Origin of the sequence: Prauserella flavalba (genome assembly GCF_003202235.1) — a bacterium.
GTDB lineage: Bacteria > Actinomycetota > Actinomycetes > Mycobacteriales > Pseudonocardiaceae > Prauserella_A > Prauserella_A flavalba.
This window is the reverse complement of record NZ_MASU01000006.1, coordinates 1-24,977: the sequence shown is the minus strand read 5'-3', so window position 1 is coordinate 24,977 and position 24,977 is coordinate 1. Positions and strand designations below refer to the sequence as shown.

25 protein-coding genes are annotated in these 24,977 nt (G+C 69.9%); 12 read left to right on the top strand and 13 right to left on the bottom strand.

All coding sequences use genetic code 11. The features are described from left to right. Nucleotides 1-19: 19 nt before the first annotated feature. On the bottom strand, nucleotides 20-1,414 hold the full coding sequence (phoH2, locus tag BA062_RS16130) for an RNA 5'-3' helicase PhoH2 (RefSeq protein ID WP_110337473.1): 1,395 nt from the start codon (nucleotides 1,412-1,414) through the stop codon (nucleotides 20-22). A 587-nt stretch (nucleotides 1,415-2,001) separates the two neighbouring features. Between phoH2 and BA062_RS16125 the strand changes: the two genes are divergently transcribed. After that, nucleotides 2,002-2,253, top strand: a complete 252-nt coding sequence (locus BA062_RS16125) for a hypothetical protein (protein ID WP_110337471.1) — start codon at nucleotides 2,002-2,004, stop codon at nucleotides 2,251-2,253. Between the two features lie 64 nt (nucleotides 2,254-2,317). Here BA062_RS16125 and BA062_RS16120 read toward each other — a convergent pair whose 3' ends face one another. Then, nucleotides 2,318-3,097: an isoprenyl transferase gene (locus BA062_RS16120; protein ID WP_110337469.1), complete on the bottom strand. Its 780-nt coding sequence runs from the start codon at nucleotides 3,095-3,097 to the stop codon at nucleotides 2,318-2,320. 306 nt (nucleotides 3,098-3,403) lie between these two features. Here BA062_RS16120 and trhA point away from each other — a divergent pair, with 306 nt between their 5' ends. Beyond that, nucleotides 3,404-4,042, top strand: coding sequence for a PAQR family membrane homeostasis protein TrhA (trhA, locus tag BA062_RS16115; protein ID WP_110338268.1), 639 nt, complete (start codon nucleotides 3,404-3,406; stop codon nucleotides 4,040-4,042). Between the two features lie 27 nt (nucleotides 4,043-4,069). On the opposite strand, the gene BA062_RS16110 is transcribed toward trhA, so the two are convergent. Together BA062_RS16110 and BA062_RS16105 are read right to left on the bottom strand one after the other, a co-directional pair. Continuing rightward, a complete protein-coding gene (locus tag BA062_RS16110) occupies nucleotides 4,070-5,221 on the bottom strand; it encodes an FG-GAP repeat domain-containing protein (protein WP_110337467.1) in 1,152 nt (383 codons plus the stop codon). Between the two features lie 26 nt (nucleotides 5,222-5,247). Next, nucleotides 5,248-5,559 carry an EthD family reductase gene (locus BA062_RS16105; RefSeq protein ID WP_110337465.1) on the bottom strand — a complete coding sequence of 104 codons (312 nt, stop codon included), beginning with the start codon at nucleotides 5,557-5,559 and terminating at the stop codon, nucleotides 5,248-5,250. A gap of 150 nt (nucleotides 5,560-5,709) precedes the next feature. Here BA062_RS16105 and BA062_RS16100 point away from each other — a divergent pair, with 150 nt between their 5' ends. Continuing rightward, a complete protein-coding gene (locus tag BA062_RS16100; RefSeq protein ID WP_210406902.1) occupies nucleotides 5,710-6,483 on the top strand; it encodes a glucose 1-dehydrogenase in 774 nt (257 codons plus the stop codon). On the opposite strand, the gene BA062_RS16095 is transcribed toward BA062_RS16100, so the two are convergent. Both BA062_RS16095 and BA062_RS16090 read right to left on the bottom strand, forming a co-directional pair. Next, the gene (locus tag BA062_RS16095; RefSeq protein WP_110337463.1) at nucleotides 6,473-8,359 is read right to left on the bottom strand and encodes an acyl-CoA dehydrogenase family protein; all 1,887 of its coding nucleotides are present in this window, start codon (nucleotides 8,357-8,359) and stop codon (nucleotides 6,473-6,475) included. The two genes, BA062_RS16100 and BA062_RS16095, sit on opposite strands and share 11 nt — an antisense overlap. Nucleotides 8,360-8,402: 43 nt before the next feature. Further along, entirely contained in the window at nucleotides 8,403-8,960 is a 558-nt protein-coding gene (locus BA062_RS16090; RefSeq protein ID WP_110337461.1) for a hypothetical protein, read from the bottom strand. Between the two features lie 271 nt (nucleotides 8,961-9,231). On the opposite strand from BA062_RS16090, the gene BA062_RS16085 reads away from it, so the two are divergent. From BA062_RS16085 to BA062_RS16075, 3 genes are all read left to right on the top strand, one after another. Then, entirely contained in the window at nucleotides 9,232-11,556 is a 2,325-nt protein-coding gene (locus BA062_RS16085) for a xanthine dehydrogenase family protein molybdopterin-binding subunit (RefSeq protein ID WP_110337459.1), read from the top strand. Nucleotides 11,557-11,566: 10 nt separating this feature from the next. Beyond that, nucleotides 11,567-12,043 carry a (2Fe-2S)-binding protein gene (locus tag BA062_RS16080; protein ID WP_110337457.1) on the top strand — a complete coding sequence of 159 codons (477 nt, stop codon included), beginning with the start codon at nucleotides 11,567-11,569 and terminating at the stop codon, nucleotides 12,041-12,043. A gap of 128 nt (nucleotides 12,044-12,171) precedes the next feature. Beyond that, on the top strand, nucleotides 12,172-13,371 hold the full coding sequence (locus BA062_RS16075) for a PucR family transcriptional regulator (RefSeq protein ID WP_110337455.1): 1,200 nt from the start codon (nucleotides 12,172-12,174) through the stop codon (nucleotides 13,369-13,371). Between the two features lie 7 nt (nucleotides 13,372-13,378). Here BA062_RS16075 and BA062_RS16070 read toward each other — a convergent pair whose 3' ends face one another. Continuing rightward, nucleotides 13,379-14,023: a MerR family DNA-binding transcriptional regulator gene (locus tag BA062_RS16070; RefSeq protein WP_110337453.1), complete on the bottom strand. Its 645-nt coding sequence runs from the start codon at nucleotides 14,021-14,023 to the stop codon at nucleotides 13,379-13,381. Nucleotides 14,024-14,081: 58 nt separating this feature from the next. On the opposite strand from BA062_RS16070, the gene BA062_RS16065 reads away from it, so the two are divergent. Continuing rightward, entirely contained in the window at nucleotides 14,082-14,639 is a 558-nt protein-coding gene (locus BA062_RS16065; protein ID WP_110337451.1) for a putative immunity protein, read from the top strand. A gap of 142 nt (nucleotides 14,640-14,781) precedes the next feature. Here the strand turns inward: BA062_RS16065 and BA062_RS16060 are convergent, their stop codons facing one another. From BA062_RS16060 to mca, 3 genes are read right to left on the bottom strand one after another with little or no spacing between them, the layout of a single operon-like run. After that, on the bottom strand, nucleotides 14,782-16,791 hold the full coding sequence (locus BA062_RS16060; protein ID WP_110337449.1) for a thioredoxin domain-containing protein: 2,010 nt from the start codon (nucleotides 16,789-16,791) through the stop codon (nucleotides 14,782-14,784). Nucleotides 16,792-16,814: 23 nt separating this feature from the next. After that, nucleotides 16,815-17,138 (bottom strand): hypothetical protein, encoded by a 324-nt coding sequence (locus BA062_RS16055; protein ID WP_110337447.1) that lies wholly within the window; start codon nucleotides 17,136-17,138, stop codon nucleotides 16,815-16,817. After that, nucleotides 17,135-18,049: a mycothiol conjugate amidase Mca gene (gene mca, locus BA062_RS16050; RefSeq protein ID WP_110337445.1), complete on the bottom strand. Its 915-nt coding sequence runs from the start codon at nucleotides 18,047-18,049 to the stop codon at nucleotides 17,135-17,137. Before mca ends, BA062_RS16055 begins: the two co-directional genes overlap by 4 nt. A gap of 149 nt (nucleotides 18,050-18,198) precedes the next feature. On the opposite strand from mca, the gene BA062_RS16045 reads away from it, so the two are divergent. From BA062_RS16045 to BA062_RS16035, 3 genes are all read left to right on the top strand, one after another. After that, nucleotides 18,199-18,654 (top strand): DUF4307 domain-containing protein, encoded by a 456-nt coding sequence (locus BA062_RS16045; protein ID WP_110337443.1) that lies wholly within the window; start codon nucleotides 18,199-18,201, stop codon nucleotides 18,652-18,654. Between the two features lie 188 nt (nucleotides 18,655-18,842). Further along, a complete protein-coding gene (gene greA / locus BA062_RS16040) occupies nucleotides 18,843-19,337 on the top strand; it encodes a transcription elongation factor GreA (RefSeq protein WP_110337441.1) in 495 nt (164 codons plus the stop codon). Nucleotides 19,338-19,404: 67 nt separating this feature from the next. Next, on the top strand, nucleotides 19,405-20,211 hold the full coding sequence (locus BA062_RS16035; protein WP_110337439.1) for an MBL fold metallo-hydrolase: 807 nt from the start codon (nucleotides 19,405-19,407) through the stop codon (nucleotides 20,209-20,211). On the opposite strand, the gene BA062_RS16030 is transcribed toward BA062_RS16035, so the two are convergent. Next, nucleotides 20,201-20,668, bottom strand: a complete 468-nt coding sequence (locus BA062_RS16030) for an Lrp/AsnC family transcriptional regulator (RefSeq protein ID WP_110337437.1) — start codon at nucleotides 20,666-20,668, stop codon at nucleotides 20,201-20,203. The two genes, BA062_RS16035 and BA062_RS16030, sit on opposite strands and share 11 nt — an antisense overlap. A 120-nt stretch (nucleotides 20,669-20,788) precedes the next feature. On the opposite strand from BA062_RS16030, the gene hppD reads away from it, so the two are divergent. Further along, nucleotides 20,789-21,976, top strand: coding sequence for a 4-hydroxyphenylpyruvate dioxygenase (hppD, locus tag BA062_RS16025; protein WP_110337435.1), 1,188 nt, complete (start codon nucleotides 20,789-20,791; stop codon nucleotides 21,974-21,976). Nucleotides 21,977-22,039: 63 nt separating this feature from the next. Here hppD and ilvA read toward each other — a convergent pair whose 3' ends face one another. Next, complete coding sequence (ilvA, locus tag BA062_RS16020; RefSeq protein WP_110338264.1) at nucleotides 22,040-23,245, bottom strand: threonine ammonia-lyase; 1,206 nt, start codon at nucleotides 23,243-23,245, stop codon at nucleotides 22,040-22,042. 107 nt (nucleotides 23,246-23,352) lie between these two features. Between ilvA and BA062_RS16015 the strand changes: the two genes are divergently transcribed. Further along, nucleotides 23,353-23,616 carry a hypothetical protein gene (locus BA062_RS16015; RefSeq protein ID WP_110337433.1) on the top strand — a complete coding sequence of 88 codons (264 nt, stop codon included), beginning with the start codon at nucleotides 23,353-23,355 and terminating at the stop codon, nucleotides 23,614-23,616. A 183-nt stretch (nucleotides 23,617-23,799) separates the two neighbouring features. Here BA062_RS16015 and BA062_RS16010 read toward each other — a convergent pair whose 3' ends face one another. Then, complete coding sequence (locus BA062_RS16010) at nucleotides 23,800-24,933, bottom strand: IS701 family transposase (protein ID WP_110337431.1); 1,134 nt, start codon at nucleotides 24,931-24,933, stop codon at nucleotides 23,800-23,802. Nucleotides 24,934-24,977: the final 44 nt, after the last annotated feature.

Here is a 24,977-nt window from a genome sequence, read left to right as displayed (position 1 = left end):
CCCGGCGGGAGGTCCCGGGTCAGCCGTGGTGCTCCAGCATCTCGGTGACCAGCGCGGCGATCGGCGACCGCTCCGACCGCGTGAGGGTCACGTGCGCGAACAGCGGGTGACCCTTGAGCTTCTCGATCACCGCCGACACGCCGTCGTGCCTGCCCACGCGCAGGTTGTCGCGCTGCGCGACGTCGTGGGTGAGCACCACCCGCGACGCCGTGCCGAGGCGCGAGAGCACCGTGAGCAGCACGTTGCGTTCGAGTGACTGGGCCTCGTCGACGATCACGAACGCGTCGTGCAGCGAGCGGCCCCGGATGTGCGTCAGCGGCAGGACCTCGAGCATGCCCCGGTCGAAGACCTCGTCGAGCACGTCCTGGCTGACCAGCGCGCCGAGGGTGTCGAACACCGCCTGCGCCCAGGGCTGCATCTTCTCGCTCTCGGAGCCGGGCAGGTAGCCGAGGTCCTGCCCGCCCACCGCGTACACCGGGCGGAACACCACCACCTTGCGGTGCTGGCCGCGTTCGAGCACCGACTCCAGCCCCGCGCACAGCGCGAGCGCCGACTTGCCGGTGCCCGCCCTGCCGCCGAGCGAGATGATGCCGACGTCCGGGTCGAGCAGGAGGTCGAGTGCGATGCGCTGCTCCGCGGAGCGCCCGTGCAGGCCGAAGGCCTCGCGGTCACCGCGGACGAGCCGGGCCTGCTTCTCGGGCGTGACCCTGGCCAGCGCGCTCGTGGTGCCCGCGAGCAGGCGCAGCCCGGTGTGGCAGGGCAGCTCCGCGGCCTCGGGCACGCCGTAGTCGGAGAGGTCGACGACGTTGCCCGAGAAGAGGGCGTCGATCGCCTCCTGCGGCACGTCAAGGTCGGCCATGCCGGTCCAGCCGGAGGGCGTCACCTCTTGCGCGCGGTACTCGTCGGCGTCGAGGCCGACCGCACCCGCCTTGACCCGCAACGGAATGTCCTTGGTGACCAGTGTCACAGAGGGCAGCTCGGTGGCGAGGTTCAGCGCGCACGCGAGGATGCGGTGGTCGTTGGAGTCGGTGCGGAACCCGGGCGGCAGCACCGTCGGGTCCGAGTGGTTGAGCTCGACGTGCACGGTTCCGCCCTCGTCACCGATCGGCACGGGGGCGTCGAGGCGGCCGTGGGTGCGCCGGAGGTCATCGAGCAGGCGAAGTGCTTCCCTGGCGAACCAGCCCAGCTCCGGGTGGTGTCGCTTCGCTTCCAGCTCGCTGATCACGACGAGCGGCAAGACCACCGAGTGCTCGGCGAACCTTGTCATGGCCCAGGGGTCGGACAGCAGCACCGAGGTGTCGAGAACGTAGGTGCATCGCTGTGAAGAACCGGATTGACCGGAGGATCCCTCAGTGCCTGAGGCACTGGTCGATGAGCGGCCGGAGGCCTTTCGGGGCAAACGCTGCGCAGTCACGACGGCATCTCCCTCGTGGGCGTTGACACCACGCCCGCACTCGCTGGGCCGGGCACTGCCCTGGTAGGTCGCTCTCCTGACGCCGGAGCGTCAGGTGCGGCCACGAGGGCCCGGTGCCGGCCCCCTCGTGCGCTTCGTGAACGGCTTCGCCGTTCGCTCCACAACTCCCACGACCAGGGCCTCCCGCGACGGTCCACATGGGTTCGTGACCCGTCACTTCGGAAGTTACCTGCGCGCACCGTTTCGTGCAGGCAGCCAGGTAGGTGATTCGCCGATTGGTCATCTCACCGTTGGTGCCGGGTCACCGAAGCGGCTCGTCACATCACGGTAAGTAGTTGATCACCCTCCACGGCCACACCCGTTCGAATTACTCTCACCGGAAAAGGGCACTTATCAGCTCACAGTTTCCGCCCCGAAGGCCCATTACCAACATGAATCGCCTTTCGGGGTGAATGGTGAAACATAAACTACACAATGGTGTAAGTGGCCCAACGGAGTTAGGCCATTTGCAGTAACTTCAGCTGCGGGACGAGCCGGGTGTGTGCGGGGAGTCCCAGTTCTGAAGTCGAACTAGGAGTGTGTGCGAAGTGCTGAAGAAGGCTGGTTTCGTGACCGCTGCAACAGCGGCGTTGCTGATGGTCGGCGGTACCGCGTTCGCTGCGCCTGCAGAGACCTCGGCCCCCAAGTCGGCAACCGAAGACATCACGTTCGATGACGCCTACTACCAGTTCATCGATGGTGGTGCCGCACTGGGTTACGGCGCCGCATCCCTGGTCGCGGGCGCCTACACCGGCATCGCTCGTACCCCGTGGCTGATCCTCAGCCACGACGGTGACTGAGCACCGGTAAGCGCTTTGACGGTGGCCCGCGGAGTCGCTCCGCGGGCCACCGTCATGTCCGGGGTCAGGCGCCGTAGCGGCGGTGCCTCACGGCGTAGTCGCGCAGGGCACGCAGGAAGTCGACGCGCCGGAAAGCGGGCCAGTAGGCCTCCGTGAACCAGAACTCGGAATGCGCCGACTGCCACAGCAGGAAACCGGACAGCCGCTGTTCGCCCGACGTGCGAATAATCAGGTCCGGATCCGGCTGGCCTGACGTGTACAAATGCTCGGAGATATGGTCGACGTCCAAAATCTTCGCGAGCTCGTGAATGGTCGTGCCCTCGTCCGCGTGCTGTTTCAGCAACTTGCGGACCGCATCCGCGATCTCCTGCCTGCCGCCGTAGCCCACGGCGACGTTGACCACCATGCCGCTGCGGCCGTCGGTGCGCTGCGCAGCCGCGGTGAGCCGCGCGGCGATGTCGGTCGGCAGCATGTCGAGCGCTCCGACGATCGAGAGCCGCCACGGATTGCCCGGTTTGGCCAGCTCGTCCACGACGTCCCGGATGATCTCCAGCAGTGCGGCGACCTCCTCGTTGGAGCGCGTGCGCACGTTGTCCGTGGAGAGCAGCCAGAGCGTGACGACCTCGACGTCCGCCTCGCGGCACCAGGTGAGGAAGTCGGCGATCTTCTGGGCGCCCATGCGGTGGCCGCCGTTGACGTCGGTGAAACCGGCCTCCCTGGCCCAGCGCCGGTTGCCGTCGAGGATGACGCCGATGTGACGCGGGTGCCGGCCGCCTGCCTGCTGGATGAGGCGCCACGAGTAGACGCTGTAGACGACCTTGGATACGAACGACCGAAGACTCACGTCACGGCAGCGTACGCCTGGCGACAAAGTGACATTCGCGCCGTCCACCGACCGAGCGAAGGGGCGGTTCTCGGCGGCTTACCCGGCCGCGTCGGCGCGGGCGGACGGGACCGCCACGGGCGCGGACTGGACTTGCTCACCTGTGATCTCCTCGGTTCGGCTCGATCCTTGCCAACGTATTAGCCGTGCGTGCGCGAGGCCCGTGGATGTCCGCAACGACACAGCGGGGTGCGTCCGAACCTACGGAACCGTAACCTGGAGGGCGTGAGCCTCGCGACAGACAGCCGCCCCGACCCGACGGCCGCGATGAACCGTCCCCGACTGCGGGGACACATCCATTTCTGGAGCTTCTTCGGCGCGCTCGCGGCGGGGGCGACCCTGATCGCGCTGGCCGCCTCGACGGTGTCGGGACTCGCCGCGGCGGCGACGTCGGTCTACGGCGCGACGGTGCTCGGTGTGTTCGGCGTCAGTGCTCTGTACCACCGCCGCATCTGGAGCCCGCGCGCGTACGCGTGGATGAAGCGCGCGGACCACTCGATGATCTTCCTGTTCATCGCGGGGACCTACACGCCGTTCACACTGCTGGCGATGACGCAGCCCACGGGCTACATCGTGCTGGGCATCGTGTGGGGCGGCGCGATCGCGGGCGTGGCGCTCAAAATGCTGTGGCCGAGGGCGCCACGCTGGCTGGGAGTGCCGATCTACATCGCGCTGGGCTGGGTGGCGGTGTTCGTGCTGCCGGAACTGGCGAGCACGGGCGGAGTCGCGGCGCTGGTGCTGTTGCTGGTGGGCGGCTTCTTCTACACGCTGGGCTCGATCTTCTACGCGACGCGCTGGCCGAACTACTGGCCACACACCTTCGGCTACCACGAGTTCTTCCACGCGTGCACGGTGCTGGCGGCGATCTCGCACTACATCGCGATCTGGCTGGTCATGTACGCCTGACGCCTTGCCTTCGCCGGCGCCCCGGCATCAGCCCAGCGCCAGTCGGCGCGGGGGCGCGAAGGCGCCGTCGCCCTTGCCGTCGTAGGCGATCACCACCGGGATCGCGCCGCCGGGACAGACCACGTCCACCGCGTCGTCGGCGTTGATGTGGCCCGTCGTGCACGTGATCACCGCGTCGCCCGCCGGGTGCACCGTCCCGGCCTGGAGGGTGCCGTCTCCGTTGCCGAGCAGGGTCGACATCGACAGGCCCGCGATGTTGCCGACCGCCAAGTCTTGCGCGCCGTCGCCGTTCAGGTCGTCCACCCCGAAGCACGACGCGTACAGGCTGCCCGTTCCGTAGTTTTTCACCGGCTCGAACGTGCCGTCACCGCGACCGAGGATGACGCCCATGTGGCCGTCCGCCGACGCCGAGATCACGTCCACCGCGCCGTCCGCGTTCAGGTCGCCCGTGCGGTTGCACACCGCGCCGGGTCCCACCGGAACGGTCGTGTGCTCGAACGTGCCGTCGCCCTTGTTGGTCAGGATCGACTGCGTGGTGCTCGCGGGGCCGACCGACGCGATGTCCGGTGCCCCGTCGCCGTTGAAGTCGCCGGCGCTGACCCCGATGCCGCCCAGCGGCCCAGGGTACGTCGCGGGAGGGCCGAAGGAGCCGTCTCCACGGCCGAGATTGACCGCCACCGCACCCGCCGGGTGGCTCACGGCGACGTCCAGTGCGCCGTCGGCGTCGAAGTCGGCGGCGGTCAGGGCGGCCGTGCCCGCCGTGCTGGTCGGCGAGGTCACCGCGGTGCCCATCCGGCCGTCGCCCAGGTTCGGCAGCACGGACACGGTGCTCGCGCCCGCGTCGACGTCGACGATGTCGTCGACGCCGTCGCCGGTGAAGTCGTGGATGTGCACGTTGCTCGGCGAAAGGCCGACCTGGTAGCGCTGCGGCGCCTGGTACCCGCCGCCCACAGTGGACAGCAGCACCGTGATCGTCGTACCGCCCTCGTTGGCGACGGCGAGGTCGTCGACGCCGTCACCGTTGAGGTCGCCTGCCGAGATCTCCGTCGGCGCGAGGCCGTCGAGCGGGATGCCGAGGAACGACGGCAGCGTCACGGCGTCCGCGCCCCCGGGCATCACGGCGAGTCCCAGCGCCAGCGTGGCGACCACTGCGCCGCGGCGGCGAGCAGGTTTCGTCATGGAAACTCCTGAGGTGGAAGGGCGGGTCACACCGCCTTGGTGATCTCCGAGAAGGCCATGTGGACCTGGTCGGCCGACGTGAAGTTCGGCAGGTCGGCCGCACCGGCCTGGCCCTCCGGCGACTGCAGGGCCTCCAGAGCGTCCTCTTTGGTGTCCCAGTCCAGGAACGCGACGAGGAAGAACGACGGCCGAGAGCCGTCCGGCGACTCGCACACGCCCCACTCGTACGAGCGCAGCTTCGGCATCTTGGCGGCGAGCACCGCGTGCACCTCGCGGTAGTGCTTCAGGAACGCCTCGGGGTTCTCCGGGTGCAGGTACGCGGCGGTGAGTCGGTACATCACGTTGCCCTTCTCGAAAGGTCTGCTCAGGCGGAGGACAACATCGCCCGGTGAACGAGCGAAAGTCAAGAGTTCGCTTATATTGATAGTAAGGTTTTTAGGTGGTCCACTCGTACGGGCGAACATCGCGACGACAGAAAGGGACTGAGCGTGACGAACGCACAGACACTCGACGGCAAGGTCGCCGTCGTGACCGGCGCAGGTATGGGCATGGGCGCCGCCACGGCCGAACTGTTCGCCGAGCAGGGGGCGTCCGTCGTGGTCGCCGACCTGGACGAGAAGGCGGGCACGGGCACCGTCGAGCGAATCACCTCCGAGGGCGGTGAGGCGACGCTCGTGCGGACGGACGTCAGCTCCTCCGCCGACGTGCGCGCGCTCGTGGCCACCGCCGTCGAGCGCTACGGCCGGCTCGACTGCGCCGTCAACAACGCCGCGATCGCGCCCGACACCACGCCGATCGCCGAGCTGGACGAGGACGAGTTCGACCGCATCGTCGCCGTCAACCTCAGGTCCGTCGCGCTGTGCCTCAAGTACGAGATCGCGCAGTTCCTGAAGCAGGACGGCACCGGCTCGATCGTCAACATCGGCTCGGTCAACTCGTTCCGGCCCCAGCCCGGCGCCGCCGCCTACACCGCCGCGAAGCACGGCGTCATCGGCCTCACCAAGACCGCGTCACTCGACTACGCGCCACGGGGCATCCGCATCAACGCCGTGTGCCCCGGCGCCATCGACACCCCCATGATCCGCGCCGCGCTGGAGACGATCGGACAGACCGAGGAGGAGTTCGCGCCCGTGCTGAGCCTGTTCGGCCGGTTCGGACAGCCGCGCGAGGTGGCGCAGGCCAGCCTGTGGCTCTGCTCCGACCTCTCCTCTTACGTCACCGGCCACGCGCTGGCGGCGGACGGCGGCTACCTCACTCGCTGATGATCGGCGCCGACAGGAACTGCTCCGGGAGCGCGAACGCGTCGACGAGCTCGCGCGCGTGCGGGCGCAGCTCCCGGCACAGGTCGTTCACCGAGGCCACCACGGCCTTCGCCCTGGGGCTGGTCAGCCTGCCGTGTTCGAGGAACCACGCCCGGTCGGCCTCGATGTTGGCGAGCACGTAGAGGTCACACACGCGGCTCAGCAGGTCCCTCGTCTCGCCGTCCTCGCAGCGGTCCACGGCGGCGACGAACGCCTCCAGCACGATGCGGTCCACGTGCACGCGGCCCGCACGCAGCACGTGGTCCTGCGCGTCGTTGAAGACCTCGAACGCGTTCTCCGCCGTGGCCTGCCGCAGGCGCCGGGCGACGCCGTCGAGCACGTGGGCCTCGCGGTCCTCGAACAGCTTCAGCTGCCACGCGCGGTCGAACAGCACGTCGTCATCGTCGCGGCCCGGGCTCGCGTCGATGATGCGCTCCACCACCTTGCGCGCGGCGGTCCGCTCGATCACCGCGCCGACGAACTGCTCGGCCACGAACCGCGCGGTCGCGAGGGGGCTGAGGTCCTGGAAGTGGTCCTTGTAGCTGGTGAGCAGGCCCTTCGCGACGAGCTGCAACAGCACCGTGTTGTCGCCCTCGAAGGTGGTGAACACGTCGGTGTCCGCCTTGAGCGCGGGCAGGATGTTCTCGGCGAGGTAGCCCGCGCCGCCGCACGCCTCCCGTGCGGCCTGGATCGTGCTCGTCGCGTGCCACGTCGACACGGCCTTGAGCCCGGCCGCGCGCGACTCCAGCTCGCGCTGCCGGATCTCGTCCGCCTCACCGCCGCTCTGCAGCTCGTGCAGCGCCGCGACCAGCTCCTCCTGCGCGAAGTGCAGTGCGTACGTGGTCGCGAGCGCGGGCAGGAGCTTGCGCTGGTGGCCCAGGTAGTCGAGCACCACGACCTCCTCGGCGACGCCGGGGCGGTGGAACTGCCTGCGCTTCTCCCCGTACCGGACGGCGATCGTCAGCGCCCGCTTGGTGGCGCTGCCCGCGCTGCCCGCGACGCTGATCCGGCCGCGCACCAGCGTGCCCAGCATCGTGAAGAACCGGCGGCCGTCGCTCTCGATCGGGCTGGAGTACGTACCGTCCTCTGCGACGTCGCCGTAGCGGTTGAGCAGCGACGTCCTCGGGATGCGCACGTGGTCGAACCACAGGCGCCCGTTGTCGACGCCGTTGAGCCCGGCCTTCGGGCCGCAGTCCTCGACGCGCACGCCCGGCATCGCGTTGCCGTCCTCGTCGCGGACGGGCACGAGGAACGCGTGCACGCCCCTGCTCTCGCCCTGCGTCACGAGCTGGGCGAACACCACGGCCAGCCGGCCGTCACGCGCGGCGTTGCCGATGTAGTCCTTGCGCGCCGCGGCATCGGGCGTCTCCACCACGAACTCGCGCGCGTCCGGGTCGTAGGTCGCCGTGGTGCGCAGGTGCTGCACGTCGGAGCCGTGGCCGGACTCCGTCATGGCGAAGCACCCCGGCAGGTCGAGGTCCATGATCGGGCGCAGATAGCGCTCGTGGTGCTCGCGCGTGCCGAGCAGCTCGACGGCGCCGCCGAACAGGCCCCACTGCACGCCGGCCTTGACCATCAGCGACAGGTCGCCGAGGCCGAGCATCTCGAACGACACCACCGAGCCGCCGATGTCGCCGCTGCCGCCGTACTCCTCGGGGAAGCCGAGCCTCGGCCTGCCGGTCCTCGCCAGCTCGTGCAGCTGCTCCAGCACCTGCGCGCGATGCTCCTCCACGCCGAGGCCGACCGGCTCCCGGAACTTCGCGTCGGCGACCTGCGCCCTGATGTCCCGCCGGATGTCCCCCCAGCGCCCGTCCAGCACGTCCGTCAGCGAGTTCATGCGCAAAGCCTGCCCGAGGTCAGGCCGGTTCGCAGGACATGGTTCAGGCCAGGTCAGGACCCTGCGCCCTCAGGTCGTCCACTGTGGACATCGCCTCGCGCAGCTCGGTGAGCCACTGCTCGGCGTGCTGACCGACCAGTTTCACCGCCCACGCAAGGGCTTCCGAGCGCGACCGCGCGACGCCCGCAGCGACGAGCGTGTCGAGCACCTGGCGCTCCGGCTGTCGGAGCCGGGTCATCACCGGCACCGAGAGTGTGGTGAACAGCTCCTTCGTGCCGCCGATCCGCGCACCCCAGGCGACCTTGCGCCGGTAGCGGTGCTCGGCCTGCCTGGCGATCTCGATCCTGTGGTCCCTGGTGTCCTCGCGGAACCGGCTGATCCGGCCGGACTCCGCCGCCGAGCGCGCGGCCTCGTCGGCGTGGTCGCCGGTGAGCTGCGGCAGCTCGCCGACGATGAGGATCTCCTCGCGGTCGATGGTGATCTCGGGTTCGCCGACGAACCAGTCGTCGGGCAGCCTGCCGCTGAGCCACGCGGGCGCGTCGTCCACGTCGGGAACGTCGGCCTGCTGCCAGCCACCCCGGCCACGCCATCCGTGTCGCATGGGTGCCTCCTTGCAGAATTACTTGATTACACCGCTACAGACGGTACGCCGCTCTGGTCGTCGCGGAAGGGTTGTTCGCTGCGAGCGGAGGCCGGCTGCCGCCGTTCGGCGCAACCACGTACGACGTTCGGCTGTGACGGCGTCACAGTTTCGTGGCACGAGACTGTCATCCCGTCACAGAGATGTGCGCACACGGCTACGGATCGTTGACCCTCTCTCGCGCCCGTTCCTATCGTGTCCGCGATCAACGCGGATCTCGGAAGGACTTTCCATGGCGCATCAACGGCGATCGCGCCGGCCCGGCGAGCAGAGCCCCGCCCTCGAACGGCGCCGGTTTCTCGGCTACCTGCTGGCGGCTCCCACGCTGGCGGTCGCGGCCCGGCTCGGTGGAGACCTCGCCGCCCCGGCTCCCGCCTCGGCCGCGATTCCCAGCATCCCCGGGCCGGCCGACATCCTCGACCTCGGCGACGCGCTGACCCTCGCGGCCGCGCCGACGTCGGGGCTCATCGCGATCCAGCTCAACCGCGACGACAGCGTGTCGTTCGCCGTGCCAAGGGCCGAGGTCGGCCAGGGCATCACCACCACCATCGCGATGCTCATCGCCGAGGAGCTGGACCTGCCGCTGAGCAAGGTCGGCGTGAACCTCGCCGACGCCCGCCCCGAGCTGGTGTTCAACCAGCTCACCGGCGGCTCCAACTCCGTTCGCTCGCTGTTCCACCCGGTGCGCACCGCCGCCGCGGTCGCCCGTGCCCGGCTACTCGTGACGGCCGCCGAGCAGTGGAAGGTCGACCCGGCGACGCTCACGATGAGCCAGGGCGTGATCCGGTCGAGCTCCGGCCACACCGCGTCGTACGGCTCGCTCGCCGAGGCCGCGGCCAGCCCTCGCACCGAAGAGGTCTCGGCCACGCTGAAGGACCCGTCCGAGTTCACCCTCATCGGCAAGCCGACCACCCGCCTCGACGCGCTCGACGCGGTGACCGGGCGCAAGCAGTTCACGATGGACCTGCAGGTGCCGGACGCGCTGCCCACCATGATCTGCCGGCCGCCCACGATCAACGGCACCGTCCGCTCGGTGGCCAACCTCGCCGAGGTCACGGCCATGCCGGGCGTCACCGACGTCGTCACCGTGTCCTCCGGCGTCGCCGTGCGCGCGGCCACGTTCGGGCAGTGCATCGACGCCGTGCGTGCCCTGAGCGTCGACTGGGGACCGGGCACAGTGGACGGTGAGACCGACGCCAGCGTGGAGCAGAAGCTGCGTGCCGCAACGCTTCCGCTGGCCCTGCCACCGGTACTGACGCAGTCGATCGACGCCGAGTTCGTGTTCGCCTTCGCCAGCAACAGCGCGCTGGAGACCAACTGCGCCATCGCCGACGTGCGCCCCGACGGCGCGGAGATCTGGTCCGGCCTCAAGTCGCCGATCGTGGCGCAGGAGCAGATCGCGGCGATGCTGGGCCTGCCGATCCCCTCGGTGAAGGTGCACGTGGTCACCGGCGGCGGTTCCTTCGGTCGCAAGCTGTTCTCCGACGCGGCGCTGGAGGCCGCCGAGATCTCCAAGAAGATCGGCAAGCCCGTCAAGCTGATGTGGCACCGCGCCGACGACTCCCGCCACGGCCGCACGCACCCGATGTCGATCTCGCGAATCAGGGCCAACTACGCCCTCGGCAACGTGGTCAGCTACGAGCAGCGGCACACGAGCGTCACCACCGACTTCGGGCACGGCCTCGGCGAGATCCTCACGGCGGTGGCCGCGAAGCTCCCGGTGGGCGACGTCGGGTTCTCGCAGACGGTGTTCCTGCTGTCCCAGTCGATGCCGTACAACTTCGGCGCCACCACGCAGCTGCTCAACGAAGTGCCGCTGAAGTTCCACACGAGCAGCATGCGCAACGTCTACTCGCCGAACGTCGTGTGCGCGCGCGAGCTCGTGATCGACCAGCTCGCCGCGAAGCTGGGCCAGGATCCGCTGACGTTCCGGCGGAACTTCCTGAAGAACGACCGCTTCCGCGCCGTGCTCGACAAGGCCGCCGAGGTCGGCGAGTGGGGCCGCGAGCTACCCGACGGCATGGCGCAGGGCATCGCGTTCCACTGGGAGTACAAGAGCGCCAGCGCGGTGCTGATGGAGATCGACTGCCGCCCGGAGACGGTCAACCGCAAGATCCGCGACGCGGTGGCCGGACCGCGCGTCACCAGGGCCGTCGCCGTGGTGGACGCGGGCCTGCCGATCAACCCGAGAGGGCTGGAGGCGCAGACCATCGGCTGCGTCAACGACGGCATCGCGCTCGCGCTCACCTCCAGCCTGCACATCGACAACGGGCTGCCGCTGGAGGCGAGCTGGGACAACTACTTCTACACCCGGCAGTGGAACACGCCGCCGGAGCTGGAGGTCGTCGTCATGCCCGCCACGACCGGCGAGCCCGGTGGCGCGGGCGAACTGGCCGTCGCGAGCTCCTTCGCCGCGGCCGCGTGCGCCTACGGCCGGGCGGTGGGCCAGATGCCGACCCGCTTCCCGATCAACCACGGCACCCTGAGCTTCGAGCCGAAGCCGAAGGTGCCGCCGGTGCCCGAATCGCCGGTCGACGGCCTGGCCTACACGTTCTGAGGAGCCTTCGTTGTCCCAACACACCTTCACGGTCAACGGCAAGCAGGTGACCGTCGACACCGACGACAAGGTCCGGCTGCTGTGGGTGCTTCGCGACCTGCTCGGCATCACCGGCCCGAAGTACGGCTGCGGCATCAACGTCTGCAAGGCGTGCACGTCGCACATCAACGGCAAGGCGTTCAACCCGTGCTCGGTGCCGGTCTCGGCGATCGGTCCCGACGACGAGATCACCACCATCGAGGGCATCGCCGACCCGGCCACCGGAGCACTGCACCCGATGCAGGAGGCGTGGCTCGAGCAGGACGTCGCGCAGTGCGGCTACTGCCAGCCGGGGCAGATCATGGCGGCCATCGCGAAGGTCAAGCAGGCCCGCTCGGAGGGCCGCGAGATCAGCGACGCCGACTTCGACGAGATCCGCAACATCTGCCGCTGCGGCACCTACTCGCGGATCCGCGACGCGGTCAGGAGCGCCGCCGCCAAGATGTGACGCACCTGCGGCGGAAAGGCCCCGTGACCGTCCGCGGCCGCGGGGCCTGTCCGCCAGATCAGGCGGTGGGAAACCCGTTCGTGTTAGATGTCTGCTCGCGAGCCCTCGACGGGGAGGACGGACATCTCATGCGATACACGGGCGCCGAACCCGCGGTGGCCGAGATGGCCCGGCTGGCGTTGCCGCGCCTGCCGGAGATGACCACGGCCACCTTCGAGCAGATCATCGCGGACATGCCGGTCTACCGTGAAGAACGGTTCGTCTCGCACCGGGAACTGCGCGCATCGTGCCGCGACAACCTCCACTTCCTGCTCCGCTCCCTCGCCGAACCCGGCACCCCCGACCTCTCCAAGGCCCGCGCGACCGGCCGCGAACGGGCACTCCTCGGCGCCCCGCTGCCGGAGTTGCTGAAGGCGTTCCGGATCGGCTTCACCGAGGTGTGGCAACGGTTCGTCGAGCTGACCACGCCGTCCCAGGACGTCGCCGCACTCGTCTCCGCGACCACGGCGATCTGGAACCTCATGGACGACTACATCGAGGAGCTCACCACCAGCTACCGCGAGACGATGGCCGAGATCAGCCGGACCAGGCAGAACCGCAGGCTCGCCCTCGTGGAGGCCCTGTTCACGGGTGGCACGGCGACCGAGAGCACGCTGTGGGAGATCGCAAGGATGCTCGACCTCCCGCTCGACGGGACGTTCGTGGTGATCGCCGCCGAGACCCCCGGGCTCGGCCGCGAGTCGCTGCCCCTGATCGAGGTCCGGCTTCGCAGGAACAACCACGCCTCGGCGTGGCGGCTGACGCCGGACCTGCAGATCGGCGTCGTGTCGCTGCGCGACCCCGAGCCGGTGCTGGCCCTGCTGCGGGAGGACCCCCGCGGCCGGGTCGGCGTCAGCCCGGTGTTCACGGGGCTCGGCGAGACGGCGCGCGCGCTGCACCTGGCGCGCGTAGCGCTGTCCAGCCTCGCGCCGGGCACCAAGGACGTCGCGCAGTTCACGGAGTCACCACTCGCGGGACTCGTCGCGAGCGACCCGCACGCGTCGGCCCAGCTGGCGAGCCAGGTGCTGCGACCGATCCTGGAACTGCCGGACTCCGAGAGCGAGGCGCTGCTGCTGACGCTGCGCGCGTGGTTCGACGGCGGCGGTTCCACCAAGCTCACCGCCGAGCGCATGTTCTGCCACCCCAACACGGTCCGGCACCGGCTCAAGCGCATCACCGACGTGCTGGATCGCTCACTGTCCGATCCGGCCGACATCGCCGAGCTGGGCACGGCCCTGCGAGCGCTGGCGATGTTCGGCGAGGGCACCCGCCGCGCGGTCAGCGGCTGACCCGCCCTCAGGACTCCGCCCGGCTGCCGAGATAGGCGTCCAGCGCGGCGGCGCCGGCGAGCATCGCGCGGCCCCTGGCCGAGAGACGCTCCTGCCAATCGCGCAGCGCCAACTCGAGCGGTGCGACGCCTCCCGCGGAGCGGACCTGGTCGACCAGCGGGGCGATCTGTTCCAGCAGGTAGCCGCCCCTTCTGAGCTGATGGACCAGCCCGGCCTGTTCCCACTTGCGCAGCGTGGCCGGGCGGATGCCGAGCCTCCTGGCCAGGGGGCCGACGAACACCTCGCCGCGTTCCTCGGGCACGGGTTCCAGGTCGCGCAGCGCGACTTCGACGGCCTGGAGGGTGCGGCGATCGCCGAGCAGCTGGACGTGGCTCTCGTCGATGAGCCGGAGCGCGGCCGCGGTCGCGTCGCTGTTCACCGCCCGCATGATCGCCGTGGCCCTCTCGTGGCCGTGTCCAGGCAGGAGGGCGAGGAACGCGCGCAGGGCGTTTGCGTGCAGCGGCGTGTAGGTGCGGTAGCCGTGGGGGGAGCGTTCGGTGGCGGGGAGGATGCCCGCGGCCTCGTAGTTCCTGACCGCCTGTGTGGACAGCCCGTGCTCGCGCGCGAGATCGACCGGCCGGAGCCGACAACGGGTTTGAAGGTTTCGCTCCACTGCCCTGCCACTATCGCTGTGAAGTTCCAACCGGCGGTTCAAGGATACCGTTGAGGCCATGACCGAAGCGCACCTGACGATCGAGCTCAGCATGGCCGAGCTGCGCGAGATCGCGGGCTACGCGGTGGCCTGCGCTGAGCCCGCGCTGGCGATCTTCGAACGCGACTGCCCGGACGATCCGCGTCCGCGAACCGCGGTCGACGCGGCGCGGGCGTTCGCGGACGGAGCCGAGCGGACCAAGGCGATCCGGGACGGCGCGTGGGCCTCGCAGCGGGCGTACCAGGAGACGCGGGACGTGGGGCTGGCCGCGGCGAGCGACGCCGCGCGTGCCGCCGTCGCCGCGGCCAGTGCGGCGTTCCTGCACCCACTGGCAACGTCGACCCAGGTCCTGCACATTCTCGGCGCCGCCGCCCACGCGGCGCGGGCGTTCGAGCTGGACGCCGGCGACCACACCGTCGGCGACGCCTACCTCGAGAGGGCACGGGAGCTGGCAGGCCCGGTCGTGGTCAGCGTCCTGACGCGCTACCCGCCCGCGCCGGGAGGCCGCGGCAGGGCGGGAGCGCTGCTGCGCAGCCTCGACACATCACTGCGCCGAGGAACCACGCCCCTGCAGTGAAGCCCACCTTCACTGCGTGGAATCGAACACAGCGGCGCGGAGCGCCTCCGTTTGGGTGGTGGCGGGAGACGGGTGGGCGCAGGCATGGTGGCCTTCACTGCGTTGAACGCAGGCATGGTGGCCTTCACTGCGGTTGGGTTCGCTAGGAGGTGAGCACCATCGCCAGGTCGTCCGTGGTGGTCACCGGGCGCTCGCACACGTAGCCGCGGCACACGTACGCGGCAGGCTCACCGTCCACGAGCGGCCGGTCGCTCAGCAGCGGCACGCCCTCGGCCTCGGGCTGCCCTGCCAGCACCACGGCGCCGCCGTGCACCTGCCGCGCCGCCTCCACGAGCAGCTCGGCTCGGGCGACCGCGTCCTGTCCCACCACGGCGACCTGCAGCGGGCCCGCGACCAGAGCCTCGGCCACGCTCAGCCAGTTGCCCGCGAACCGGGGTGCCTGCGCCGCGAGCGCGCCCGCCCGGCGCAGCGCCTGCTCACACGCGTCACGGTAGGTGCTCGCCCGCTCCGGCCCGGCGAGCGCCGAGGCCGCGAGCAGCGCCGCCGCGAGGGCCGAGGCCCCCGACGGGCTCGCGTTGTCGGTCGGGTCCGAGGGCCGGTGCACCAGCGTCTCCGCGTCGTCGGCCGTGTCGTGGAAGGCGCCGGGCGTGTCGGAGGAGAACCGGGCGAGCGCGATGTCGAGCAGCGTCGTCGCCTCGACCAGCCACAGCGACTCGCCGGTGGCCTGGTGCAGCGCGAGCAGCCCCTCGGCGAGGCACGCGTAGTCCTCCAGCACCCCGGCCGCGTCACCGACCACGCCGTCGCGTGAGCTGCGCCGCAGCCTGCCGTCCACGAGGTGCTTGTCGAGCAGCAGGCTCGCCGCGGCCACCGCGGCCTCGACCCAGTCGGGCCGCTCCAGCGCGACCCCGGCCTCGGCCAGCGCGGTGATGGCGAGCCCGTTCCATGCGGCCACCACCTTGTCGTCCCTGCCCGGCTGCGGGCGCCGCGCGCGGACCTCCAGCAGCGCCGAGCGCACCCGCACCCAGCGCGCCGCGTCGTCCGGATCGCTGGGCAGCTGCAGGGTGGAGGTGCCCTTCTCGAAGGTGCCGTCCGCGGTCACGCGGAACAGCTCCGCCGCCCACAGCCCGTCCTCGGGCCCGAGCACCTCGGTGAGCTGCTCGGGCGTCCACACGTAGGTGAGGCCCTCGACGCCCTCGGTGTCGGCGTCCAGCGAGGCCGCGAAACCGCCCTCGGGAGTACGGAGGTCCCGCAGCAGGAAGTCGGCGGTCTCCCCCGCGACCCGCAGCGCGAAGGCCGACCCCGTGCGCCGCGCGAGGTGTGCGTAGCAGCGCAGCAGCAACGCGTTGTCGTACAACATCTTCTCGAAGTGGGGCACCACCCAGGCCCCGTCCACGGAGTACCGCGCGAAGCCGCCGGCCAGCTGATCGTAGAGCCCGCCGCGCGCCATGCCCTCGGCCGTCAGCTCCACAATGGACAACGCTTCCGGCGCTCCGGTCCGCTCGTAGTGGCGCAACAGGAACTCCAGCACCATCGACGGCGGGAACTTCGGCGCCCCGCCGAAACCGCCGTGGCCGGGGTCGGTGTCCTGACGCAGTTTCGACACCGCCGAGGAGAGCGTCTGCTCGTCCACGGCGTGCTCGCGCAGCGGGGAGGTCTGCTGGGCGATGTGGTCGACGATCTGCCCGGCGCCCTCCCGCAGCTCGCCGGGGCGCTCGTGCCACGCCTGCGTCACCGCGGCGAGGAGCTGCTTGAACGACGGCATGCCGTGCCCCGGCACGGGCGGGTAGTAGGTGCCGCAGTGGAACGGTTTGCCATCGGGGGTGAGGAAGCAGGTCATGGGCCAGCCGCCGTGGCCGGTCATCGCCTGCGTCGCGGTCATGTAGACGGCGTCGAGGTCCGGCCGCTCCTCACGGTCGACCTTGATGTTGACGAAGTTGGCGTTCATCAGCGCCGCGGTGTCGTCGTCCTCGAACGACTCGTGCGCCATGACGTGGCACCAGTGACACGCGGCGTAGCCGATGGAGAGGAGGATCGGCACGTCCCGGCGCTGGGCCTCCTCGAGGGCCTCGGCACACCACGGCCACCAGTCCACCGGGTTGTCGGCGTGCTGGAGCAGGTACGGGCTCGTCGCGGTGGCCAGTCGGTTCGACATGCCTCCAGGGTGGCATGCCCCGGCTAGGTGCGCTCGCCCCTCGGCCCCGCCTCGGCCCGGTCGTTCTTCTCCTGCTCCGCCTTGCCGTCGTCGCCCTCCGCGGGCTTGCCGCCCGCGTCCTCGGCGGGCTGCTCGTCGAAGCTGGCGGGCACCCGCTTGAGGTGCTTCGTCATCGACCGCACCAGGAACACCACGGCGATGAAGAACAGCAGCAGAAGCAGCAGGCCGACGGGCGACGACTTGCCGAAATCCTCGCCCTGGCCGCCGTTGTCCCCACTGCCCGGCTGCTGCGCGAGCGCGGCGGCGCCGGTCAGCACGGGCACCGTCGCGAAGGCCGGAAGCATCATGTGGTCACCTTCTCTCGCACCCCCGCGAACAGATCGTCCTCCGGCAACGTGGTGTCCACAAGCGAGCGCACGAGCTCGTACTCCTCGGTCGGCCACACCCGGCGCTGCATCTCCAGCGGCACCGCGAACCAGCGGCTGTTCGGGTCGATCTGCGTGGCGTGCGCCTTGAGCGCCTCGTCCCGCACCTCGAAGTAGTCGTCACACACCACGCGCGTGGTGACCCGCTCCATCACGTCGGCCTTGTCCGGGTCCCAGCGGCCGAGCCACTCCTCGTACGGCGAGTCGAGCCCCGCTTCGAGCAGCGCCTCGTGGAACGCGGTCATCTTCGCGCGCGAGAAGCCGTGCGAGTAGTACAGCTTCAGCGGCTGCCACGGCTCGCCCGTGCCGGGGAACCGCTCGGGGTCGGGCGCGGCGTCGTAGGCGGCGACGGACACCTCGTGGCACCGGATGTGGTCGGGGTGCGGGTACCCGCCGTTCTCGTCGTAGGTGATGACGACGTGCGGCCGGAACTCCCGCATGACCCGCACGAGCGCCTCGGTGGGCTCCTCAAGCGGGACGGTGCCGAACGAGCCCTCCGGCAGCGGCGGCAGCGGCTCGCCCTCGGGCAGGCCGGAGTCGATGAAGCCGAGCCAGTGGTGCTTGACGCCGAGGATCTTGGCCGCGCGGGCCATCTCCTCCCTGCGCAGCTCCGTCATGTTCGCGTGCACCTCGGGCCGGTCCATCGCCGGGTTCAGCACGCTGCCCGCCTCGCCACCGGTGCAGGTGACGACCATGACCTCGTGCCCCTCGGCGACGTAGCGCGCCATCGTGGCGGCGCCCTTGCTGGACTCGTCGTCCGGATGCGCGTGCACCGCCATCAGGCGGAGCCGCCCCTCCGCCTCGGTCGCCGTGCGTCCGTCAGTTACCGACATGACCGGCTAGGCCCCTCTCGCACCTGCGTTGCTCGTTGACTTGCGGACCCCCACGGCCCACCTGGGTCGGACTCCGCGGATACTCATAACGCGGAGTACGTCGTCCATCTTCCTCGCGCCTGCGACAAGACCGATCGGGAGGCCCGGTTTTGAGCACCGGACAGGCCACGTCGGCGACCGGGTCCGGCCGTCCGGCCCTCCCTGAGGGCCGCTACGGCTCCGCCCGCCCGTCTGGCCGCGCGCCCCGCGGCTGGCAGAAGTGGCTGTTCGGCGCGTTGGTGCTGCTCATCGGTGGCGGCGCGGCCTACATCGGGTACAGCAACATCGGCAGCGCACCGATCGAGGCCCAGCGGGTCGGGTTCGCGGAGCGGCCGGGCAACGCCATGGAGATCACGATCGACGTGGCCAGGGACGACACCCAGCGACCGGGGGTGTGCATCGTACGCGTGCGCGACATCTCGGGAGCGGAAAGCGGGCGGAAAGAGATTTACGTCCCACCCGGTGAAGAGCGCCTCTCGACCGTGGTCCGCAGCATCACCAGGCCCGTCACGGCCGATGTGTACGGGTGCTCGTACAATGTTCCTGAATACTTGTCAAGCCCTTAGCGGCCAACGGGGTGAATGACGCGCTGAATGTCCGCTTAGCGGAGAACTGAGCGGCATTCAGGGCTCCGAACGTGTTACCCTGGCCTACCGGCACGGCCCCATGCGGGCCGTGTTTTTCCTTTATCTCAGCCACGCAAGCGTGGCGGCCGGCTTGTATACCCAAGCTCGGCAGGCCCTAGGAGGAGATGATGACCGTGAGCGACAGCAAGGTGACCTGGCTGACCCAGGATGCCTACGACAGGCTCAAGAGCGAACTCGACGAGTTGATCGAGAATCGTCCGGTCATCGCCGCGAAGATCAACGACAGCCGTGAAGAGGGCGACCTCAAGGAGAACGGGGGCTACCACGCCGCCCGCGAGGAGCAGGGTCAGCAGGAAGCCCGCATCCGGCACCTCCAGGAGCTGTTGCGCACGGCCAAGGTCGGCGAGGCGCCCGCGAACAGCGGCGTCGCCGAGCCCGGCATGGTGCTCACCGTCCGCTACGCGGGCGACGACGACGAGGAGAAGTTCCTGCTCGCCACGCGCGAGGAGGGCGGCGAGGGCCCGCTGGAGATCTACTCGCCCGACTCCCCGCTGGGCAAGGCGCTGCTCGGCGCCAAGGAAGGCGAGTCGAGGGAGTACAGCCTGCCCAACGGCAACACCCAGAAGGTCACCCTCGTGAAGGCAGTGCCCTACAGCGGCTGACGCGGACGACGTGCGCGCTCCACGTATTCGGGTGTGAGCGCGCACACCCCGCTCTAGTGTTGGCGGCATGACCGCCGACCTTCCCCTCTGCGCCACGTGCGCCATGCAGTACGCGGCAGCGAGACCCGACTGCCCCATCTGCGAAGACGAACGTCAGTATGTGCCCTCCTCCGGACAGCGCTGGACGAGCCTGGCCGAGCTGCGCGAGGGCGAGCACTCCGTCCTCGTGCGCGAGCAGGCCCCCGGCGTGCTCGGCATCGGCGCCCAGCCCGGCGCCGGCATCGGCCAGCGCGCGCTGCTCGTGCCCGCGAAGTCCGGCAACCTCCTGTGGGACTGCTTCGCCTATCTCGACGACGAGGTCGTCCGGGCGGTGAACGAACTGGGCGGCATCACCGGCATCGCGATCAGCCACCCTCACTACTACACGACCATGATCGAGTGGGCCGAGACCTTCGACGTGCCGGTGTACCTGCACGAGATGGACCGCGAATGGATCGGCAGGCCGAGCGACCGGATCCAGCTGTGGAGCGGGCGGACCCACCGGCTCGCCGACGACCTCACGCTCGTGAACCTCGGCGGGCACTTCGCGGGCGGGACCGTGCTGCACTGGCGCGACGGCGCCGACGGCGCGGGCGCGCTGTTCAGCGGCGACATCGTGCAGGTCGTACCGAACCGGAGCCTGGTCGCGTTCATGTACAGCTACCCAAACCACATCCCCGAGCGGCCGAGCATCGTGCGGCACGCGGCCGAGCTGCTGGAGCGGTTCGAGTTCGACGACATCTACGGCGCGTGGTGGGACGCGGTGATCATCGGCGGAGGGAAGAAGGTCGTGCGGCACTCCGTCGAGCGGTACCTGGAGCAGGTCAGCGGCTAGCGATCCGCTCCAGCAGCGGGCGCACGCGCTGCGGCACGGGCGTCGACAGCGCGATCGACGTCGACGTCCTCCGCACGCCCGGCACCCCCACCACCTCGTCGATCACGCGCTGCAGGTCGTCGTTGGAGCGGGCGACCATGCGCACGAAGAGGTCGCCCTGGCCGGTCGTCGCGTGCACCTCGCACACCTCGTCGATCGCGGCCAGCGCCGAGGCGACCTCCGCGCGGCGGCCCTGCGCGATCTCCAGCACCGCGAACGCCGTGAGCCCATAGCCCATCGCGGCCAGGTCCAGCTCGGGGGGGAACCCGGTCAGCACGCCGTCGGCGCTGAGCCGGTCGAGCCGTGCCTGCACCGTGCCCCTGGCGACGCCGAGCCTGCGCGCGCATTCGAGCACGCCGAGCCTCGGCACGTCGGTGAGCAGCAACAGCAGCCGGGCGTCGAGCGCGTCGAGAGCCACCCACAACCTCCTACACAAAGTGCCCGATCTGATCAGCGTAACCTGCTCAGCACTGTACAGACTGACCAGCGAAACAACAGACTGTTGCTCAGGCTGCATGGTCACGCGCATCCTTCCGGCATGACGACGAACCCAGCTCTCGACGACGTCAGCTACGACCAGCTCCGCCAGCTCGTTGGCCTGGTCGACCACGACGCCTCCTCGGACCCGTTCCCGGTGAAGGCGATGGACGCGGTGGTGTTCATCGCGGGCAACGCCACGCAGACGGCGTGGTTCTACCAGGTCGCCTTCGGCATGCAGCTCGTCGCGTACTCGGGACCGGAGACCGGTGAGCCCGAGCGCAAGTCGTTCGTGCTGAAGTCGGGCTCCGCCCGGTTCGTGATCAACGGCGGCGTGCGGCCCGGCTCGCCGCTGCTCGACCACCACCGCAGGCACGGCGACGGCGTCATCGACCTCGCCCTCGAGGTGTCCGACGTGGACAAGTGTGTCGAGCACGCGCGTTCGCAGGGGGCGACGATCCTCGAGGAGCCGCACGACGTCTCCGACGAACACGGCACCGTCCGCATGGCCGCGATCGCCACCTACGGCGAGACGCGGCACTCACTTATCGACCGCTCCCGCTACTCGGGGCCGTACCTGCCCGGTTACGTGGTGAAGCAGAGCACCGTGACCCGCCCCGAGGGCGCACCGAAGCGGCTGTTCCAGGCCATCGACCACTGCGTCGGCAACGTCGAGCTCGGCAAGATGGACTACTGGGTCGACTGGTACCACCGCGTGATGGGCTTCGTGAACATGGCGGAGTTCGTCGGCGACGACATCGCGACCGAGTACTCCGCGCTGATGAGCAAGGTCGTTTCCAACGGAAACCACCGCGTCAAGTTCCCGCTCAACGAGCCCGCGGTCGCGAAGAAGAAGTCGCAGATCGACGAGTACCTGGAGTTCTACGAGGGCGCGGGCTGCCAGCACATCGCACTCGCGACGAACGACATCATCGCGACGGTGACGGCCATGCGCGCGGCGGGCGTGGAGTTCCTCGACACCCCGGACTCCTACTACGACGACCCTGAGCTGCGCGCGCGGATCGGTCAGGTGCGCGTGCCGATCGAGACGCTCAAGGAGCACCGGATCCTCGTGGACCGCGACGAGGACGGCTACCTGCTGCAGATCTTCACCAAGCCGATCGGCGACCGCCCGACGGTGTTCTACGAGCTGATCGAGCGGCACGGCTCGCTGGGCTTCGGCAAGGGCAACTTCAAGGCCCTCTTCGAGGCCATCGAGCGCGAACAAGAGCGCCGCGGCAACCTCTGAGCCCACCGTCCCCCAAGGCCACCTTTGTTGCGTTGAACGCAACAAAGGTGGCCTTGGGGGCGGTCAGGCATTCACGGTGTAGCCGGCTCGCTGGAGCTCCTCGGTCACCTCTTCGCAGTGGGCTGGGCCGCGGGTCTCCAGTTTCAGCGCGATCTCCACCTCGCCGATCGCGAGCCTGCCCGCGATGCGCGAGTGCTCGATGTCGATGACGTTCGCGCCCAGCTCGCTCACCCGCGTCAGTACCCCGGCCAGCGAGCCGGGCCGGTCGGGAACGCACAGGCGCAGGTACAGGTAGCGGCCCGCGGCGGTCATACCGTGCTGGATGATCTGCAGCAGCAGCAACGGATCCACGTTCCCGCCGGACAGCACGGCCACGACGGGGGGCTCGAACGCGCCGGGGTGCTCCAGCAGCGCCGCGACCGCCGCCGCGCCGGCGGGCTCCACCACGAGCTTCCGCCGCTCGAGACAGTTCAGCACCGCCCGCGACAGCCCCTCCTCGCTCACCGTCACCACGTCGTCGACGAGCTCCGAGACGTGGGCGAACGTGAGCGGCCCCGGCCTGCCGACCGCGATCCCGTCGGCCATCGTCTGCATGTTGGCCAGCCGCACCGGCTCACCGGCCGCGAGCGACGGAGGGAACGCGGCCGCCGCCTCCGCCTGCACACCGACCAGCCGCACTCCCGGCCGCAGCGCCTTCACCGCGCTCGCGACCCCGCCGACGAGCCCACCGCCGCCGGTCGAGACGAGCACCGTCGCCACCTCGGGCAGCTGCTCGACGATCTCCAGCCCCACTGTGCCCTGGCCGGCGATGATGTCGGGGTGGTCGAACGGGTGGATGAACACCGCGCCCGTCCGCTCGCCGAAGGCGACCGCCTCGGCCAGCGCCTCCTCCAGCACCGCGCCGTGCAGGTGCACCTCGGCGCCGTACGCCTTGGTGGCGGCCAGTTTCGGCAACGGGGCGCGCTCGGGCATGAACACGGTCGCCTTGATCCCCAGCAGCGACGCCGCGAGCGCGACGCCCTGCGCGTGGTTGCCCGCGCTCGCCGCGACCACACCCCGCGCCCGTTCCTCCTCGCTCAGCGCGTGCAACCTCGTGTAGGCGCCCCGGATCTTGAAGGAACCGGTGCGTTGCAGGTTCTCGCACTTGAGGGAAACGGGGCCGCCGTGGGACTTCTCGAGATCGCGAGCGTGCTCCATCGGCGTCCGCCGCACCACGCCCTCGAGGAGCTTCTCCGCCCGCCGGATCCGGTCCACGCTCACCAGTTGCATGAGCAGCGAGGATACGTCCTCGGCCACAGTCCGGCCGTTCGTGCATGGTGTGCATCACGATTGGGTATCCTGGTCTTCGCGCAGCGACCTCGAGAGCAGGAGACAGCATGGCCAGTGGGACGACGCCGAGGAGCTCACGCTCCGGTTTCGTGCCGTTGCTCGCAGGCCTCGCGTCGGCGCTCGCGCTCACGGGAGCCGCTGTCTACACGGTCGGGCAGGCGAACTGCGGGGACCCCGGTCGCTACATCCGCCACGACAACCACATCGAGCTGATCGGCGGCTGCGTCGACGGCAGCGAGCTGCCGACCGGCGGCGGGGAGAAGTCCTCCACCGCCGACGGCGCCCAGCAGCTCAACAACTTTCGCCCCTGAGCCGCTAGTACTGCAACGGCAGTTAGGTGAGTGGGTGGCCGCGGCGTTTGTAGTGGCTGAGCCGGGCTTGGTGTTGTCGTCGGCGGCGCCAGCGGGACCAGGCCCAGACGTGGTGAGCGGTGTCGGTGACACGCAAGACCAACTTGGTGAGCAGGCGCCGGATCTCCGGTAGCGTGAACCCGATCATGCCCGGCTCAGCGACGTCAGCTCCCCTTTTGTGGCGAGGGATCGGGAGACGGCGAGCCAGGCGTGGGCGAGCATCGACAGGGTGATGTGGGCATACCACGCTCGCCAGGACCGGACCTGATATTGATCGAGTCCAGCTTCGTTCTTGGCTTGCTGGAAGCACTCCTCGATCCGCCAGCGAGCTCCGGCGATCCAGGCCAGATCCAGCAGGGTGGAGCGGCGGGGTCCGTAGCAGACGTAGTAGGCGATCTCGGTCGGGTCCGAGAGCGAGCGGCGGGCGAGCAGCCAGTGCCCGCGCCCGGCCTGCCAGCCGATCCGGATCGGCACCCGCGCCCAGTCATACTCTCGTGGCCCGTGTGCCCCGGCCCCGACCGACAACCGCCGCCACGCCCGAGCGGGCAACTCCGCGATCAGCTCATCGGCTCGGGCCTCGCCACCGCCGGTGGTGACCAGGGTGTCGTTGACCTTGGTGGCCAGCACGTGCGCGGCATCGTGGGCTTCCAGCCACAACCGCAGGTACTTGACCTGCCCATACGCCTCATCAGCAGTGATCCACGCGAACGGCACCTTCGCGGCGAACGCCCGCGCCAGCATCGCCATGGCTTGACGCGGCTTGGTCTCGAACTCGGTGCCCTCCGGGATCGCTGCCCGCCGGCACCGGTCCTGGTCGGCGATCCACGGCTCGGGCAGATACAGCTCCCGGTCGATCAGCGCATGCCCACGAGACGAGGCATAGGCAAGAAACGTGCCGATCTGGCAGTTCTCGATCCGACCGGCTGTTCCCGAGTACTGCCGCTGCACCCCGGCCGAGCGCGTGCCCTTCTTCAGGAACCCGGTGTCGTCCACGATCAGCACGCCACCGGGCTCGCCGAGGTGCTCGATGACATAGTCGCGAACGTCGTCCCGGACCCCGTCGATGTCCCAGTCCGCCCAGCGCAGCAGCCGCTGCATCCCATCCGGGGACACCTCCCCGGCCTGCTCGGCCAGCGTCCAGCCGTTCTTCCGCTCCAACCCTGCGACCAGGCCCGATACGTACTCCCTAGCCCGATTCCGCGGTTCAGACCGTCCGAACCGGCCCGCGATCCGCTCGTGCACCCGGTCCAGCTGATCCATCACCACATCGACCACCACCGGGATGATCTACCACAACACCGCCAACTGCCGTTGCAGTACTA